Consider the following 14,751-nt stretch of genomic DNA (forward strand, 5'->3'; position numbering starts at 1 on the left):
CTGGCCCGTCGGCGTTTGCGCAGGTCGGTGCGGTGTGGCCGAGGCCACCGTCTCAGATAGTAGGAAGTCCGAGTAATTGTGGAGACAGACGCTCCGCGCTCCCTTAGCTTTGTAGGAGCCGAACGTCCCGCTCGATCGAGCGAAGGGCGGTCGTGAGCCGGGCCCCGTGCAGGCAACCCCTGCGGCACCGCGCTCCCCGCCCCTTCCGGCCTCTCGCAATCCCCTTTCTCCGCGCCCCGTGTGCTGTGCCGAAGGAGTCGATTCCCATGGCCGAGACCACCCTCCGCCGCCGAGTCCGCCACCTCTCCCGTACCAGCGACTCCGACCGCAAGAACGCCGCCGCCGCCCTCCAGCGCGCCCTCGACCGCCGTGACAACGGCGGCGCCACCGGCCACTGAGCCGCGCGGACGACTTCGGGCGTCCGGATGCCGGACGCCTCATGTCATCCCGTGGGACGAGGAGTAGGGTGCCGTCATGTCTCCCAGCATCAAACTCGCAGTGATTCCCGGTGACGGCATCGGCCAGGAGGTCGTGGCCGAAGGTCTGAAGGTCCTCTCCGCCGTCCTTCCCCAGGATGTGAAGCTGGAGACCAAGGAGTTCGACTTCGGCGCCCGGCGCTACCACGCCACCGGTGAGACCCTCACCGACGCCGACATCGACGCCCTCAAGGCCCACGACGCCATCCTGCTCGGCGCGATCGGCGACCCGTCGGTGCCGTCCGGCGTCCTGGAGCGCGGCTTCCTGCTCAAGCTCCGCTTCGCCTTCGACCACCACGTCAATCTGCGGCCGAGCAAGCTCCTTCCCGGCGTCGCCACCCCGCTCGCCGGGCAGCCCGAGATCGACTTCGTCGTCGTCCGCGAGGGCACCGAGGGCCCGTACACCGGCAACGGCGGCACCATCCGCGAGGGCACCGAGCACGAGGTCGCCACCGAGGTGTCCGTCAACACGGCCTACGGTGTCGAGCGCGTCGTGCGCGACGCCTTCGCCCGCGCGCAGGCCCGCCCGCGCAAGAAGCTGGCGCTGGTCCACAAGAACAACGTGCTGACCTTCGCCGGTCACCTGTGGACGAACGTCTTCAACAAGGTGGCCGAGGAGTATCCCGACGTCACCACCGAGTACATGCACGTCGACGCGGCGACCATCTACCTGGTCACCCAGCCCGAGCGCTTCGACGTCATCGTCACCGACAATCTCTTCGGCGACATCATCACCGACCTCGCCGCGGCCGTCTCCGGCGGCATCGGCGTCGCCGCGAGCGGGAACATCAACCCCTCCGGCGACTTCCCCTCCATGTTCGAGCCGGTCCACGGTTCCGCGCCCGACATCGCCGGCCAGGGCAAGGCCGACCCCACCGCGACGGTCCTCTCCGTCGCCCTGCTGCTGCGTCACCTCGGCCACGAGGCCGAGGCCGCCCGCATCGAGGACGCGGTCTCCGCCGACCTCGGCGAGCGCGTCGGCAAGCCCGCCCGCTCCACCTCCGAGATCGGCGACGCACTCGCCGTACGAGTAGCCGGCTGACTCGGCGCACTCGATATCCAACCTCTGGAAGCCGCCGGGTCCGTAAAACAAGGCACCCGGCGGCTTTCTCCTGCGTCCGCCAGGTGCGACCATCGAACCCTGGGCCGCATTCACCCCGTTTCACCCGCCGTGGGCCGCGCGCGATAATCGAACGCGAAGCCGCGACATGAGGGAATGCTCGGACGTCCTAGCACCGGCCACCGGCCGTACGGGCGTGACAGCGGCCCGTCACAATCAAACCGGTGAAGGACATCAACCCATGACGACGCCCACGATCGAGCTCAAGCCCTCCGCCAACCCGCTCTCCGACGCAGAGCGCCAGGCGATCCTGGCCAACCCCGGGTTCGGCCGCCACTTCACCGATCACATGGTGACGATCAAGTGGACCGAGGGCCGCGGCTGGCACGACGGTCAGCTCGTGCCGTACGCCCCGCTCTCCCTCGACCCGGCCACCATGGTCCTGCACTACGCGCAGGAGATCTTCGAGGGACTGAAGGCCTACCGCCGGCCCGACGGCTCCGTCGCCACCTTCCGCCCGGAGAAGAACGGCGCCCGCTTCCAGGCCTCGTCGCGCCGCCTGGGCATGCCCGAGCTTCCGGTCGACACCTTCATCGAGGCCTGCGACGCGCTGGTGCGGCAGGACGAGAAGTGGGTCCCCGCGCACGGCGGTGAGGAGTCCCTCTACCTGCGTCCCTTCATGATCGCGACCGAGGTCGGCCTGGGCGTGAAGCCGGCCAACGAATACCTCTTCCTCGTCATCGCCTCCCCGGCGGGCGCCTACTTCCCCGGCGGCGTCAAGCCGGTCTCCATCTGGGTCTCCGAGGACCGCGTCCGCGCCGTGCCCGGCGGCATGGGCGACGCCAAGACCGGCGGCAACTACGCGGCGTCGCTCCTCGCGCAGGCCGAGGCCGCCACCAAGGGCTGCGACCAGGTCTGCTACCTCGACGCGGTCGAGCACAAGTGGGTCGAGGAACTCGGCGGCATGAACCTGTACTTCGTGTACGGCGACAAGATCGTCACGCCCACGCTCACCGGCTCCATCCTCGAGGGCGTCACCCGCGACTCCCTCCTCACCGTCGCCCGCGACCTCGGCTACGAGGCCGAGGAGGGCCGCGTCTCCGTCGACCAGTGGCAGCGCGACTCGGAGAACGGCACCCTCACCGAGGTCTTCGCCTGCGGTACGGCGGCCGTGATCACGCCGGTCGGCACCGTGAAGCGCGCCGGTGCGCAGTGGCAGCAGAGCGGTGGCGAGACCGGCGCGGTGACGCAGCGGCTCCGCGACGCGCTGCTGGACATCCAGCGGGGGACCGCCGAGGACACGCACGGGTGGATGCACCGCCTCGCGTAGCACCTGTCCGGCCGGGGGCTCCGCCTCCGGGCCTCCGGCCTACGCCCGCCCGCCACTCGACTCGGTCGGACAGGGAGCGGGCTCGGCCGGCCCCGCCGCGGGTGCCGTCGCCACGGCGGCACCCGGCGTGCACAGCAGGTACACCACCCCGCCCACCAGCCCCGACAGCAGGAAGCTGCAGTCCACCCCGCCGGTGAAGGCCAGCAGCGGACCCTCGTACGACGGCAGGGACACCGCCAGCACGCCGACCACCGCGCCCGCCGCCCAGGCCGCCGTGGCCGGGATGTTCCAGCCGGCGCGGTACCAGTAGGCCCCGCCCCGCGCCCGGCGGTTGAAGACCTGGAGGGCGTCGGCGTCGTACTCCCCGCCGCAGCGCACGAAGCCGATCATCGTGATGACCGCCCACGGGGTGCCGATCGCCGTCAGCAGCAGCACGAAGGACGTCATCGCCGACTGCGCGTCCCAGGCGTAGTGGCCGACGAAGACGCAGGCCGTGGCGACGACCGCGACCGCGCAGGTGGCCCGGGCGCGGGAGGCGCGCGGCGAGATGGCGTCCAGGTCCAGGCCCATGGAGTACAGCATCAGCCCCGCGTTGCCGACCGAGCCCGCGGAGGCGGCGAGCAACAGCGGCAGCAGGTACCAGGTGGGCGCCGCGTCGACCAGCGGGCCCGCGTAGTCCAGGGCGGCGCGGGCGGCGTACGAGGTGAAGGTGCCGAAGAGCTGCGGCACCAGCAGGCCCAGCATCAGCCCGAGCCAGGTCGCGTGCAGCACCCGGCGGGAGGAGAAGCGGGCCGGGGAGATGTAGCGGGTGTAGTCGCCGAGCAGCGTGATGAAGGCGATCGGCCCGGACAGTCCCGCGGCCACGGCGGCCAGCAGCCACGTCGGCCAGAACCCGCCCAGCAGGTACCCGCCCGCCTCCGGCAGTGCGGCGGTGGTGAAGTCGGGGGCGTAGGCGATCACGCCGAGGACCAGCAGGGCGGTCATGCCGTAGGCCAGCACCTTGGACATGGCGAGCAGCACCCGGTACCCGTAGACCGCGCCGGCGACGGTCGCCGCCGCGAGCAGCCCGTAGACGACGGCGTACGCGGTCCCGCCCTGCGGCAGGCCGAAGAGCCGGCCGAGCACGCCCGTCATCACGTCGCCGCCGATCCACACGGTCAGCGCGGTGTAGCCGAGGGCGAGGAGCAGCCCGACCACCGAGCCGACCAGCCGTCCGCGCACGCCGAACTGGGCGCCGGACGACGTGGACAGGTTGGTGCCGGTGCGCAGGGAGACCAGGGCCAGCGGCGCGGTGAACAGGGTGCCGACGACCGTGCCCGCCACCACGGAGCTGACCGACGCCCACCAGCCCAGGCCGAAGGACGGCGGCAGCCAGCCGAAGACGATCACGCCGAGACAGAGGTTGGAGCCCAGCAGGATCGAGACGAGGTCCCGTGGCCCGCTGGTGCGTTCCTCCTCGGGGATGGTGTCGACTCCGCGCTGTTCGATCGGCATGGCTGGTCTCCTTCGACGGCCGCCCACGGTTTAGAGCGACGCTCAATGTGACGTCCGCCCCGCCCGTCCGTCAATGGTTTCGTCGACGGGAATCGATGTTTAGAGTGATGCTCTAATGTGTGGACGGCAAGGAGGTGCCACGTCGTGAGACTCACTCCCACCGAACGTGACCGGCTGCTGCTCTTCGGGGCGGCCGAGCTGGCCCGGGCACGCCGTGCCCGTGGGCTGCGGCTCAACGTGCCGGAGGCGACGGCGCTGATCGCCGACACCGTGTGCGAGGCCGCCCGGGACGGTGCCCGGCTCGCGGAGGCGATCGAGCGCGCCCGGTCCGTGCTCGGCCCGGACGACGTGCTGCCGGGCGTCGCGGACGTGGTCACCGAGGTGCACGTGGAGGCCGTCTTCGACGACGGGTCCCGGTTCGCCGTCGTCTCCGACCCCGTCGGGGGCGGCCTCGGTGACGAGGCGCCGGGTGCCCTGCTGCCGGGGCCCGACCACGCCGAGCCCGAGGCGGCGGTGCGCCTGCCGGTCACCAACACCGCGACCGTGCCCGTCTCCGTGACCTCCCACTTCCACTTCTTCGAGGCCAACCCGCGCCTCGACTTCGACCGCGAACGGGCCTACGGCATGCGCCTCGCCGTCCCCGCCGGGTCCTCGGTCCGCTTCGGGCCCGGTCAGAGCGCCGAGGTCGGGCTCGTGCCCATCGGCGGTCGGCGGGTCGCGGTCGGCTTCGCCGGCCTGGTCGACGGTCCGCTGGACGCGCCGGGCGCGAAGGAGGAGGCGCTGCGGCGGGCCGCGGCCTGCGGATACCTGGGGGTCGCACAGGAAGTACCGGGAGAACCGGAAGCACCGGAAGGAGGCGGGCGATGAGCCGCTCGAAGGGACGCGAGGTAAGCGAGTCGATCCACGTCGACCCGCACGCCTACGCCGCCACCCACGGCCCCCGTGCCGGCGACCGCCTCCGGCTCGGCGACTCGGGGCTGGTGGTCCGCGTCGAGTCCGACAGCCAGCTGCCCGGCGACGAGTTCCTCGCCGGATTCGGCAAGACCGCCCGTGACGGACTGCACCTCAAGGCCGCCGCCGTCCGCGAGACCTGCGACGTGGTGATCAGCAACGTCGTCGTGATCGACGCCGTCCAGGGCATCCGGAAGGTGTCGATCGGCATCCGCGAGGGGCGGATCAGCGGCATCGGACGGGCCGGCAACCCCGACACCCTCGACGGGGTCGACGTCGTGGTCGGCACCGGCACCACCATCGTGTCCGGCGAAGGGCTCGTCGCCACCGCCGGAGCCGTCGACACCCACGTCCACCTGCTCTCCCCGCGCATCATGGAGGCCTCGCTCGCGTCCGGCGTGACGACGATCATCGGGCAGGAGTTCGGCCCGGTCTGGGGCGTCGGCGTCAACTCTCCCTGGGCGCTGAAGCACGCGTTCGGCGCCTTCGACGCCTGGCCGGTCAACATCGGGTTCCTCGGCCGGGGTTCCTCGTCCCACGAGGCGCCGCTGATCGAGGCGCTGGCCGAGGGCGGCGCGAGCGGCTTCAAGGTGCACGAGGACATGGGCGCCCACACCCGCGCCCTCGACACCGCCCTGCGCGTCGCCGAGGAGCACGACGTCCAGGTCGCCCTGCACAGCGACGGACTGAACGAATGCCTCTCCGTCGAGGACACCCTCCGCGTCCTGGAGGGCCGCACCATCCACGCCTTCCACATCGAGGGCTGCGGCGGCGGACACGTCCCGAACGTGCTGAAGATGGCCGGCGTGCCCAACGTCATCGGCTCCTCCACCAACCCCACCCTGCCCTTCGGCCGGGACGCGGTCGCCGAGCACTACGGCATGATCGTCTCCGTCCACGACCTCAAGACCGACCTGCCCGGCGACGCCGCCATGGCCCGCGACCGGATCCGCGCCGGGACCATGGGCGCCGAGGACGTGCTGCACGACCTGGGCGCCATCGGCATCACGTCGTCGGACGCGCAGGGCATGGGCCGGGCCGGCGAGACCGTCCGCCGCACCTTCGCCATGGCCGGGAAGATGAAGGCCCAGTTCGGCGCCGACGGGGACGACGACAACGAGCGCGTCCTGCGCTACATGGCCAAGCTGACCGTCAACCCCGCCATCGCCCACGGCCTGTCCCACGAGGTCGGCTCGATCGAGGTGGGCAAGCTGGCCGACATCGTGCTCTGGCGCCCGGACCACTTCGGCGCCAAGCCGCAGCTCGTCCTCAAGTCGGGCTTCCCGGCGTACGGCGTGGTCGGCGACCCGAACGCGGCCACCGACACCTGCGAACCGCTCGTCCTCGGCCCGCAGTTCGGCGCCCACGGTGCCACCCCGGCCGAGATATCGGTGGCCTTCGTCGCGCAGGCCGCCCTCGACCAGGGCGGCGACACCATGCCGACCCGCCGCCGCCGGGTCGCCGTGCGCGGCACCCGCGGCATCGGACCGGCCGACCTGCGCCTGAACTCCCGTACCGGCGCGGTAGACGTCGACCAGCGCACCGGACTCGTCACCCTCGACGGGGACCCGCTGCGCTCGGAACCGGCCGATTCCGTCTCGCTCAACCGTCTCTACTTCCTCTGACGCACGCTCCTCCGACCTCCTGGGACACCTCCATGACCTTCCGCATGCCCGCCGAGTGGGCCCCGCACGAACGCACCTGGATGGCCTGGCCCGGCCCCAACCCGACGTTCTCGAACGACGGGGAGCTGGCCGAGGCCCGTGCGGCCTGGGCCGCCGTCGCCCGCGCGGTGCGCCGTTTCGAGCCGGTGACGGTGGTGCACGGGCCCGGCCAGGGCGACGGGGCGCGCGAGCTGCTCGGCCCGGAGGTCGACCTGGTGGAGCGCGAGCTGGACGACGCCTGGATGCGGGACATCGGCCCGACCTTCGTGACGGACGGGCAGGGCGGGGTGGCCGCCGTCGACTGGGTGTTCAACGGCTGGGGCGCCCAGGACTGGGCCCGCTGGGAGCACGACTCCAAGATCGCCCGCCATGTCGCGGACCTCGTCGGCGCCCCCGTGCTGGGCAGCACGCTCGTCAACGAGGGCGGTGCGATCCACGTCGACGGCGAGGGCACGGTCCTGCTGACCGACACCGTCCAGCTCGGCTCCGGCCGCAACCCCGGCTGGAGCCGCGGGGAGGTCGAGACGGAGGTCCACGCCAAGCTCGGCACCAGCAAGGCGATCTGGCTCCCGCACGGCCTGACCGGCGACTACGGCAGGTACGGCACCCAGGGCCACGTCGACATCGTCGCGGCCTTCGCCCGGCCGGGCACCGTCGTCGTGCACAGCCAGCGCGACCCCGGCCACCCCGACCACGCCCGCTCGCGGATGTACCTGGAGATCCTCCGCGGCCAGACCGACGCCAAGGGCCGCCGCCTGGAGGTCGTCGAGGTCCCCGCCCCCACCGTCCTGAAGGACGAGGACGGCGACTGGGTCGACTACTCGTACATCAACCACTACCTGTGCAACGGCGGCGTCGTCCTGTGCGCCTTCGACGACCCGAACGACGAACTCGCGGCGGGCATCTTCCGCCGCCTGTTCCCCGAGCGCACGGTGACGCTCGTGGACGCGCGTACGATCTTCGCGGGCGGTGGAGGCATCCACTGCATCACACAGCAGCAGCCGAGGATCTAGGAGCGGGGACATGGCCGGTGGTGGGCGCAGACCGGCCCCGCCGCGCGAGGACGTGCTCGCCGCCGCCATGGAGATGATCGCCGAGCGCGGCCTGGAGAAGCTGACCATGGCGGCGCTCGGCCGCGACGTCGGCATGAGCAGCGGCCACCTCCTCTACTACTTCCACTCCAAGGACGAGTTGCTGCTGCGCACCCTGGAGTGGAGCGAGGGCCGCCTCGGCGCCGAACGCGGTCGCCTGCTCACCCGCCCCGGCACCGCCCGCGAACGTCTCGACGCCTACGTCGACCTGTACGTCCCCGAGGGCCACCGCGACCCGCACTGGACGCTGTGGCTGGAGGTCTGGAACCGCTCGCAGAGCGCCGCCGTCGAGTCCGACGCCCGCGACCGGCAGGCCGCCATCGAGGGCGCCTGGCACCGCGACCTGGTCGCGCTGCTCGCCGAGGGGGTCTCGCGCGGCGAGTTCCGGCCCGTCGACCCCGACCGTTTCGCCTCCCGGCTGCGCGCCCTCCTCGACGGCTTCGCCATCCACGTGGCGATCGGGCTGCGCGGCACGGACCGGGCGCAGGTGCTCGGCCACGTGCGGGAGTTCCTGGCGGACGGGCTCTACGCCGACGCCTGAGCGTGCGGTCGCGGACGGGTCCCGCGGGGACGCCCGGGTGTCCGGTTCCGGACGGACGTTGCTCGCATTCTGAGACGGGCGGTGAGCAGGGGGACGGACTGTGCCAGACTTCCACCGTGCTCTCGTTCGCCATGATTATTGGCAGCAGGCGCGCCGGTCCGCAGTGACCACCACGTACGACCAGGTACGGGTGGACACCGTCGTCCTCGACCCGCGCGCAGACCTCTCGCACCCGCGAGAGGTTTTTCGTTTTCCTGGCCCACCCCCAGCCGGGAAGAGAGCGCGAGGGATCATAGACGGACGGTGGAACCGGTCATTCCGGTAGACCGAGATCCCATACAGGAGCCTTCAGATCATGACCGCAACCAGCGAACTCGACGATTCGTTCCACGTCTTCGACACCACCCTGCGCGACGGCGCGCAGCGCGAGGGCATCAACCTCACGGTCGCGGACAAGCTGGCCATCGCACGGCACCTGGACGACTTCGGCGTGGGCTTCATCGAGGGCGGCTGGCCCGGCGCGAACCCGCGGGACACCGAGTTCTTCGCCCGCGCCCGCCAGGAGATCGACTTCCAGCACGCCCAGCTGGTCGCCTTCGGCGCCACGCGCCGCGCGGGCGCCACCGCCGCCGAGGACCACCAGGTCAGGGCGCTGCTGGAGTCCGGCGCCGAGGTGATCACGCTGGTCGCCAAGTCCCACGACCGGCACGTCGAGCTGGCGCTGCGCACCACGCTCGACGAGAACCTCGCCATGGTCGCGGACACGGTCTCCTTCCTGAAGGCCCGGGGCCGCCGGGTCTTCGTCGACTGCGAGCACTTCTTCGACGGCTACCGCGCCAGCCCCGAGTACGCCAAGGCCGTCGTCCGCGCCGCCTCCGAGGCGGGCGCCGACGTGGTCGTCCTGTGCGACACCAACGGCGGCATGCTCCCGGCGCAGATCCAGGCCGTGGTCGCCACGGTGCTCGCCGACACGGGCGCCCGGCTCGGCATCCACGCCCAGGACGACACCGGCTGCGCCGTCGCCAACACCCTCGCCGCCGTCGACGCGGGCGCCACCCACGTGCAGTGCACGGCCAACGGCTACGGCGAGCGCGTCGGCAACGCCAACCTGTTCCCCGTCGTGGCTGCGCTGGAACTGAAATACGGCAAGAAGGTCCTGCCCGAGGGCCGGCTGCGCGAGACCACCCGCATCTCCCACGCCATCGCGGAGGTCGTCAACCTCACGCCCTCCACCCACCAGCCCTACGTCGGCGTCTCCGCCTTCGCGCACAAGGCCGGCCTGCACGCCTCCGCCATCAAGGTCGACCCCGACCTGTACCAGCACATCGACCCCGGGCTGGTCGGCAACACCATGCGGATGCTGGTCTCCGACATGGCCGGCCGCGCCTCCATCGAGCTCAAGGGCAAGGAGCTGGGCATCGACCTCGGCGGCGACCGCGAACTGGTCGGCCGGGTCGTCGAGCGGGTCAAGGAGCGGGAACTCAAGGGATACACGTACGAGGCGGCCGACGCGTCCTTCGAGCTGCTGCTGCGTGAGGAGATGGTGGGCAAGCGGCCGCGCCATTTCCGGGTCGAGTCCTGGCGCGCCATCCTCGAGGACCATCCCGCCGGCAGCCCCGCCAACGAGATCACGGTCAAGCTGTGGGCCAAGGGCGAGCGCATCGTCGCCACCGCCGAGGGCAACGGCCCGGTCAACGCCCTGGACCGCGCCCTGCGCGTCGCGCTGGAGAAGCTCTACCCGGAGCTGGCCAAGCTGGACCTCGTCGACTACAAGGTCCGCATCCTGGAGGGCGTGCACGGCACCCAGTCCACCACCAGGGTCCTGATCTCCACGACCGACGGGACGGGGGAGTGGTCCACGGTCGGCGTCGCGGAGAACGTCATCGCCGCCTCGTGGCAGGCCCTGGAGGACGCGTACACGTACGGGCTGCTGCGGGCGGGCGTCGAGCCCGCGGAGTGAGCCGGATGCCGGGTCGGTCTCGCGGACGGTTTCCCCTTCCGCACTGATGTCTTATTGGCGTCGATTCGGGTACTTTCGAACGTATGAAGGACGCACGGATTCGAGTCCTCATACGCCTCCTGGTCGCGCCGGTCGTCGCCGCCCTGGCGGTGCTGATGGCCGGTGCGCCCGGCGCGCAGGCGGCCACCGACGTCTCCGAGATCGGCGCGGCCCTGCGCGAGAGTCCGGTGTACGTGGACCCGGCCGCCACCGACCTGCTGTCGAAGTCGGACGCCGAGGCGCTCGCCGACAAGATCGAGGACGCGGACGAACCCGTCTTCGTCGCGGTCCTCCCGGCCGGCTACCCGACCGAGAACCTCTTCCAGAACCTGCGCACCGAGACCGGCATCACCGGCCTGTACGGCATCCGGCTCGGCGACCGGTTCGACGCGCGCGCCGACAGCAGCGTGCTCAGCCGCCAGGGCGTGGACAACCTCGTCACGGCCGCGCAGGGCGCGGGCGATCCCAAGGCCCAGCTCAACGGCTTCGTCGACGACGCTCTGCGCAGCGTCCGCGGCTCCGCCCCGGCGTCCTGGGACTCCGGCCGCGGCGGTTACGTCTCGACGGGCGCCCTGATCACCGCGGGCGCCGTCGTGGTGGCCGGCGGCGCGGGCCTCTACGCGGTCTCGCGGCGCAACCGGCGCCGCCGCGAGGAGGAGCAGCGGCAGTCGCTGGAGAAGCTGCGGGTCGTGGTCGACGAGGACATCACGGCGTTCGGCGAGGAACTGGACCGGCTGGACTTCCACCCCGGCGAGCCGGGCGCCGACGACGCGATGCGCACCGACTACGAGCGTGCCCTCGACGCCTATGAGCAGGCCAAGACGTACATGGCGGACGCCCGCAAACCGGAGGACGTCCGCGGCGTCACGCAGGCCCTGGAGGACGGCCGCTTCTCGCTGGCCCAGCTCGCCGCCCGCCGCGAGGGCAGGCAGCTGCCCGAACGCCGCCCGCCCTGCTTCTTCGACCCGCGCCACGGTCCCTCGGTCGCCGACGTCACCTGGACGCCACCGGGCGGCACCACCCGCCAGGTCCCGGTCTGCGCGGCCGACCGGACTCGGCTGTCCGAGGGGCGGGACCCGGCCATCCGCGAGGTGGATACCGAGTACGGTCGCCGCCCCTACTGGGACGCGGGCCCGGCCTACGGTCCCTGGGCGGGCGGCTACTTCGGCGGCGGTATCCTGCCCGGCCTGCTGGTCGGCACGATGCTGGGCGGCATGATGGCCGGCCCGGCCTACGGGGCGGGGTACGGCGCCGGTTACGGGGACTTCGGCGGCTACGAGGGCGGCGACGTCTCCGGCGCCGACTTCGACCCAGGCGACTTCGGCGGCGGCTTCGGCGGCGGGGACTTCGGCGGTGGCGGCGGCTTCGGCGGCGGGGACTTCGGCGGAGGCTTCTGACCGGGGGAGGGGCGGGGCGGGGCCGGGCGGGCCGGTCACGTCAGCGGCCCGGGGCGAGGGACGGTGCGGTCCTTTTTCCGTGCCGTACGACCACGACGGCCGCGAGGCCCACGGCCAGACCGAGCGCGGTCTGCGGGCCGAAGTGCTCGCCGAACATCAGGGCGCCCCACACGGCCGTGACCGGAGCCATCAGGAACATGAGCGTGTTGACCTCGGTGATGCCCGACCGGCGCATGATCAGCCAGTACAGCCCGTAGCCGCCGAAGGTGGGCAGCACCACCAGCCAGGCGGTCGCCACCCAGAACGAGGAGTCGGCGGGCGGGGTCGCCGCCCCGGCGCCCACCGCCAGCGCCGAGAAGAGGACGGCACTGGTCAGGCAGTGGATCGTCAGCGCCGTCCGGGGAGCGACCGGCGTGCGGGAGCGGCCCTCCAGGAAGGTGGCCGCCACCAGGGACAGCATGCCGAGGAAGGGTATGAAGTACGCCCACCAGGCCACGTCCGCGCCCGCAGCCCCGGCGTCGGCCACGGTCACCGTGGTCACACCGGCCAGGCCCAGCCACAGGCCCAGCCACTGCCGGCGTGTCACGTACTGCCGCAGCACGGGCCCGGCGAGCGCACCGGCGACCAGCGGCTGGACGCCGTCGATCAGGGCGGTGGTGCCGCTGGAGACGCCGAGCTGGATGGCGTAGTAGACGCTGAGCAGGTAGCCGCTCTGGGAGAGCGCGCCGATGGCGGCCTGCCGGCCGGCGTCCCGGAGCGTCAGTCCCCGCCACGCCGGCCGGGAGACGGCCGCGACGGCGACGAGGACCACGGCGAGCGGCAGGAAGCGCCACATGAGGAGGGTGCTCGCGTCCGCGGTCCCCGCGCCGAGCTTGGCGCCGATGAAACCGGAGCTCCAGCACAGTACGAAGGCGACCGAGAGCAGGGCGTTCACGTCGACCACATCCAGAGTAGACAGATCGGTTTACTGGTCTCGGGTGCCCACTATACAGATCGGTATACTCATGGTCATGGGTGAAGAGGACAAGCCGCACCGCGTCCGGATGACGCCGGGTGCGCGACGTGTACTGGAAGCCGCCGAGCGGCTGTTCTACGAGCGCGGCATCCATGCCGTGGGCGTGGACCTCATCGCAGCTGAGGCCGGGGTGACCAAGAAGACGCTCTACGACCGGTTCGGCTCCAAGGAGCAGATCGTCGTGGAGTACCTGGCGGGACGGGACGAGCGCTGGCGGGAGCTGCTCGCCGGGCGGCTGGACGGGGCGGGGGAGGGGGCGGCGGCCAGGATCGCGGCCGTCTTCGAGGCGTCGCGGGCGTGGGCCGCGGAGTACGGGTCGAAGGGGTGCAGCATGATCAACGCGCGGGCGGAGATCAGTGACCCGGCGCATCCGGCGTACTCCGTCATCACGAGGCAGAAGCGCTGGATGCTCGACCTTTTCACCGGCCTCGCCCGGGAGACCGGGACGGCCGACGGGGACCGTCTCGCGCGCGTCCTGATGCTCCTCCACGAAGGCGCACTGGTCGCGTACGGGACGGGGGTGCTGCCCGACCCCTTCGCCGTGGCGCTCGACCACGTCCGGGAGACTCTGGGGAAAGGGACGGCGCCGGGGCCGGACGCGCCGCTACGGTGAGCCCATGCCGTCCACCCCCGCGCTCCTCGTCATCGACATGCAGCACGCCACCGTCGCCGTGGCGCACCGGGCCGCCGAGACGGTGGCCGTGATCGCCGCACTGAGCGAGCGGGCGCGGGCGGCCGGTGTGCCGGTCGTGACCGTCAGGCAGCGCGGCGAGGGCATGGAGCCCGGCACCGACGGATGGCGGGTGGTCCCGGAGCTCGCGCCGCGGGAGGGCGAGCCGGTCGTCGACAAGACGACTCCGGACAGCTTCCTCGGCACCGGTCTCGACGCGGTCCTGAAGGCGCTCGGCGTCACCGAGGTGATCGTCACCGGGTTCGCCACGGAGGTCTGCGTGGACACCACGGCACGGCAGGCGCTGAGCCGGGGCTACGACCTGGTCGTCGTGGCCGACGGGCACACCACCTCACGCCGGACGGCCGCGGACGCGGGCCGCCTGGTCCCGGCGGACGACTCGATCGCGCAGTGCAACACGATCTACCGGACGATCGGCTGGCCCGGCCGGAGCATCCGGGTCCGGGCCGCCGCCGACGTGCGACTCACGCCTGCTTGATCGCCGAGATGTCGAAGTTCAGCTTGATCTTGTCGGAGACCAGCACGCCGCCCGTCTCCAGGGCCGCGTTCCAGGTCAGGCCCCACTCCGAGCGCTTGATCTCCGCCTTGCCCTCGAAGCCGACGCGCTCGTTGCCGAACGGGTCCTTGGCGGCGCCGTTGAACTCCAGGTCGATGCTGATCGGCCGGGTGGTGCCGAGGATGGTGAGGTCGCCGGTGATGCGGTAGTCGTCGCCGCCCAGGGACTCCGCCTCGGTCGAGCGGAAGGTCATCTTCGGGAACTCGTCCGTCTTGAAGAAGTCCGAGCTCTTGAGGTGACCGTCGCGGTCGGCGGAGCCCGTGTCGATGCTGTCCATCGTGACGTCGAGGGTCGCGGTGGACTTCGCGGGGTCGGTGCCGTCCAGGTGCAGCGTGCCGCTGAAGTCGAGGAACTTGCCCTTGACGTTGGTGACCATGGCGTGGCGCGCGGTGAAGCCGATCGTCGTGTGGGCGGGGTCGATCGTGTACTCGCCGGTCAGGGTCGCGAGGTCGGGGGTGCTGGTCATGGCGTCCTCCAGGAAGGCCG

At 71.8% G+C, this 14,751-nt stretch carries 14 protein-coding genes; 11 read left to right on the forward strand and 3 right to left on the reverse strand.

Features of this window, described 5'->3' with window-relative positions:
- The first annotated feature begins 266 nt into the window (after nucleotides 1–266).
- From M6G08_RS15650 to M6G08_RS15660, 3 genes are all read left to right on the forward strand, one after another.
- A complete protein-coding gene (locus M6G08_RS15650) occupies nucleotides 267–398 on the forward strand; it encodes a hypothetical protein (protein WP_079187824.1) in 132 nt (43 codons plus the stop codon).
- 76 nt (nucleotides 399–474) lie between these two features.
- A complete protein-coding gene (locus M6G08_RS15655) occupies nucleotides 475–1,518 on the forward strand; it encodes a 3-isopropylmalate dehydrogenase (RefSeq protein ID WP_272587786.1) in 1,044 nt (347 codons plus the stop codon).
- 259 nt (nucleotides 1,519–1,777) lie between these two features.
- The gene (locus tag M6G08_RS15660) at nucleotides 1,778–2,866 is read left to right on the forward strand and encodes a branched-chain amino acid aminotransferase (RefSeq protein WP_272587787.1); all 1,089 of its coding nucleotides are present in this window, start codon (nucleotides 1,778–1,780) and stop codon (nucleotides 2,864–2,866) included.
- A 39-nt stretch (nucleotides 2,867–2,905) separates the two neighbouring features.
- Here M6G08_RS15660 and M6G08_RS15665 read toward each other — a convergent pair whose 3' ends face one another.
- Nucleotides 2,906–4,360: a cytosine permease gene (locus tag M6G08_RS15665; RefSeq protein ID WP_272587788.1), complete on the reverse strand. Its 1,455-nt coding sequence runs from the start codon at nucleotides 4,358–4,360 to the stop codon at nucleotides 2,906–2,908.
- A 144-nt stretch (nucleotides 4,361–4,504) separates the two neighbouring features.
- Between M6G08_RS15665 and ureA the strand changes: the two genes are divergently transcribed.
- The 6 genes from ureA (at nucleotide 4,505) to M6G08_RS15695 (ending at nucleotide 12,003) form a co-directional block, all read left to right on the forward strand.
- Nucleotides 4,505–5,227, forward strand: a complete 723-nt coding sequence (gene ureA, locus M6G08_RS15670; protein ID WP_272587789.1) for an urease subunit gamma — start codon at nucleotides 4,505–4,507, stop codon at nucleotides 5,225–5,227.
- Entirely contained in the window at nucleotides 5,224–6,936 is a 1,713-nt protein-coding gene (locus M6G08_RS15675; RefSeq protein WP_272587790.1) for an urease subunit alpha, read from the forward strand. Before ureA ends, M6G08_RS15675 begins: the two co-directional genes overlap by 4 nt.
- 32 nt (nucleotides 6,937–6,968) lie before the next feature.
- A complete protein-coding gene (locus M6G08_RS15680; protein ID WP_272587791.1) occupies nucleotides 6,969–7,988 on the forward strand; it encodes an agmatine deiminase family protein in 1,020 nt (339 codons plus the stop codon).
- A 10-nt stretch (nucleotides 7,989–7,998) separates the two neighbouring features.
- A complete protein-coding gene (locus tag M6G08_RS15685; RefSeq protein ID WP_272587792.1) occupies nucleotides 7,999–8,607 on the forward strand; it encodes a TetR/AcrR family transcriptional regulator in 609 nt (202 codons plus the stop codon).
- 355 nt (nucleotides 8,608–8,962) lie between these two features.
- Nucleotides 8,963–10,567, forward strand: a complete 1,605-nt coding sequence (cimA, locus tag M6G08_RS15690) for a citramalate synthase (RefSeq protein WP_272587793.1) — start codon at nucleotides 8,963–8,965, stop codon at nucleotides 10,565–10,567.
- Between the two features lie 83 nt (nucleotides 10,568–10,650).
- Nucleotides 10,651–12,003: a hypothetical protein gene (locus M6G08_RS15695; protein WP_272587794.1), complete on the forward strand. Its 1,353-nt coding sequence runs from the start codon at nucleotides 10,651–10,653 to the stop codon at nucleotides 12,001–12,003.
- 40 nt (nucleotides 12,004–12,043) lie between these two features.
- Here M6G08_RS15695 and M6G08_RS15700 read toward each other — a convergent pair whose 3' ends face one another.
- A complete protein-coding gene (locus M6G08_RS15700) occupies nucleotides 12,044–12,937 on the reverse strand; it encodes a DMT family transporter (RefSeq protein WP_272591349.1) in 894 nt (297 codons plus the stop codon).
- Between the two features lie 76 nt (nucleotides 12,938–13,013).
- On the opposite strand from M6G08_RS15700, the gene M6G08_RS15705 reads away from it, so the two are divergent.
- Nucleotides 13,014–13,631, forward strand: a complete 618-nt coding sequence (locus M6G08_RS15705; protein ID WP_272587795.1) for a TetR/AcrR family transcriptional regulator — start codon at nucleotides 13,014–13,016, stop codon at nucleotides 13,629–13,631.
- Nucleotides 13,632–13,635: 4 nt separating this feature from the next.
- Nucleotides 13,636–14,187, forward strand: a complete 552-nt coding sequence (locus M6G08_RS15710) for a cysteine hydrolase family protein (RefSeq protein WP_272587796.1) — start codon at nucleotides 13,636–13,638, stop codon at nucleotides 14,185–14,187.
- Here M6G08_RS15710 and M6G08_RS15715 read toward each other — a convergent pair.
- Nucleotides 14,174–14,731 (reverse strand): YceI family protein, encoded by a 558-nt coding sequence (locus tag M6G08_RS15715; protein ID WP_272587797.1) that lies wholly within the window; start codon nucleotides 14,729–14,731, stop codon nucleotides 14,174–14,176. The two genes, M6G08_RS15710 and M6G08_RS15715, sit on opposite strands and share 14 nt — an antisense overlap.
- Nucleotides 14,732–14,751 lie beyond the last annotated feature (20 nt).

The organism is Streptomyces sp. M92 (assembly GCF_028473745.1).
Taxonomy (GTDB): Bacteria; Actinomycetota; Actinomycetes; order Streptomycetales; family Streptomycetaceae; genus Streptomyces.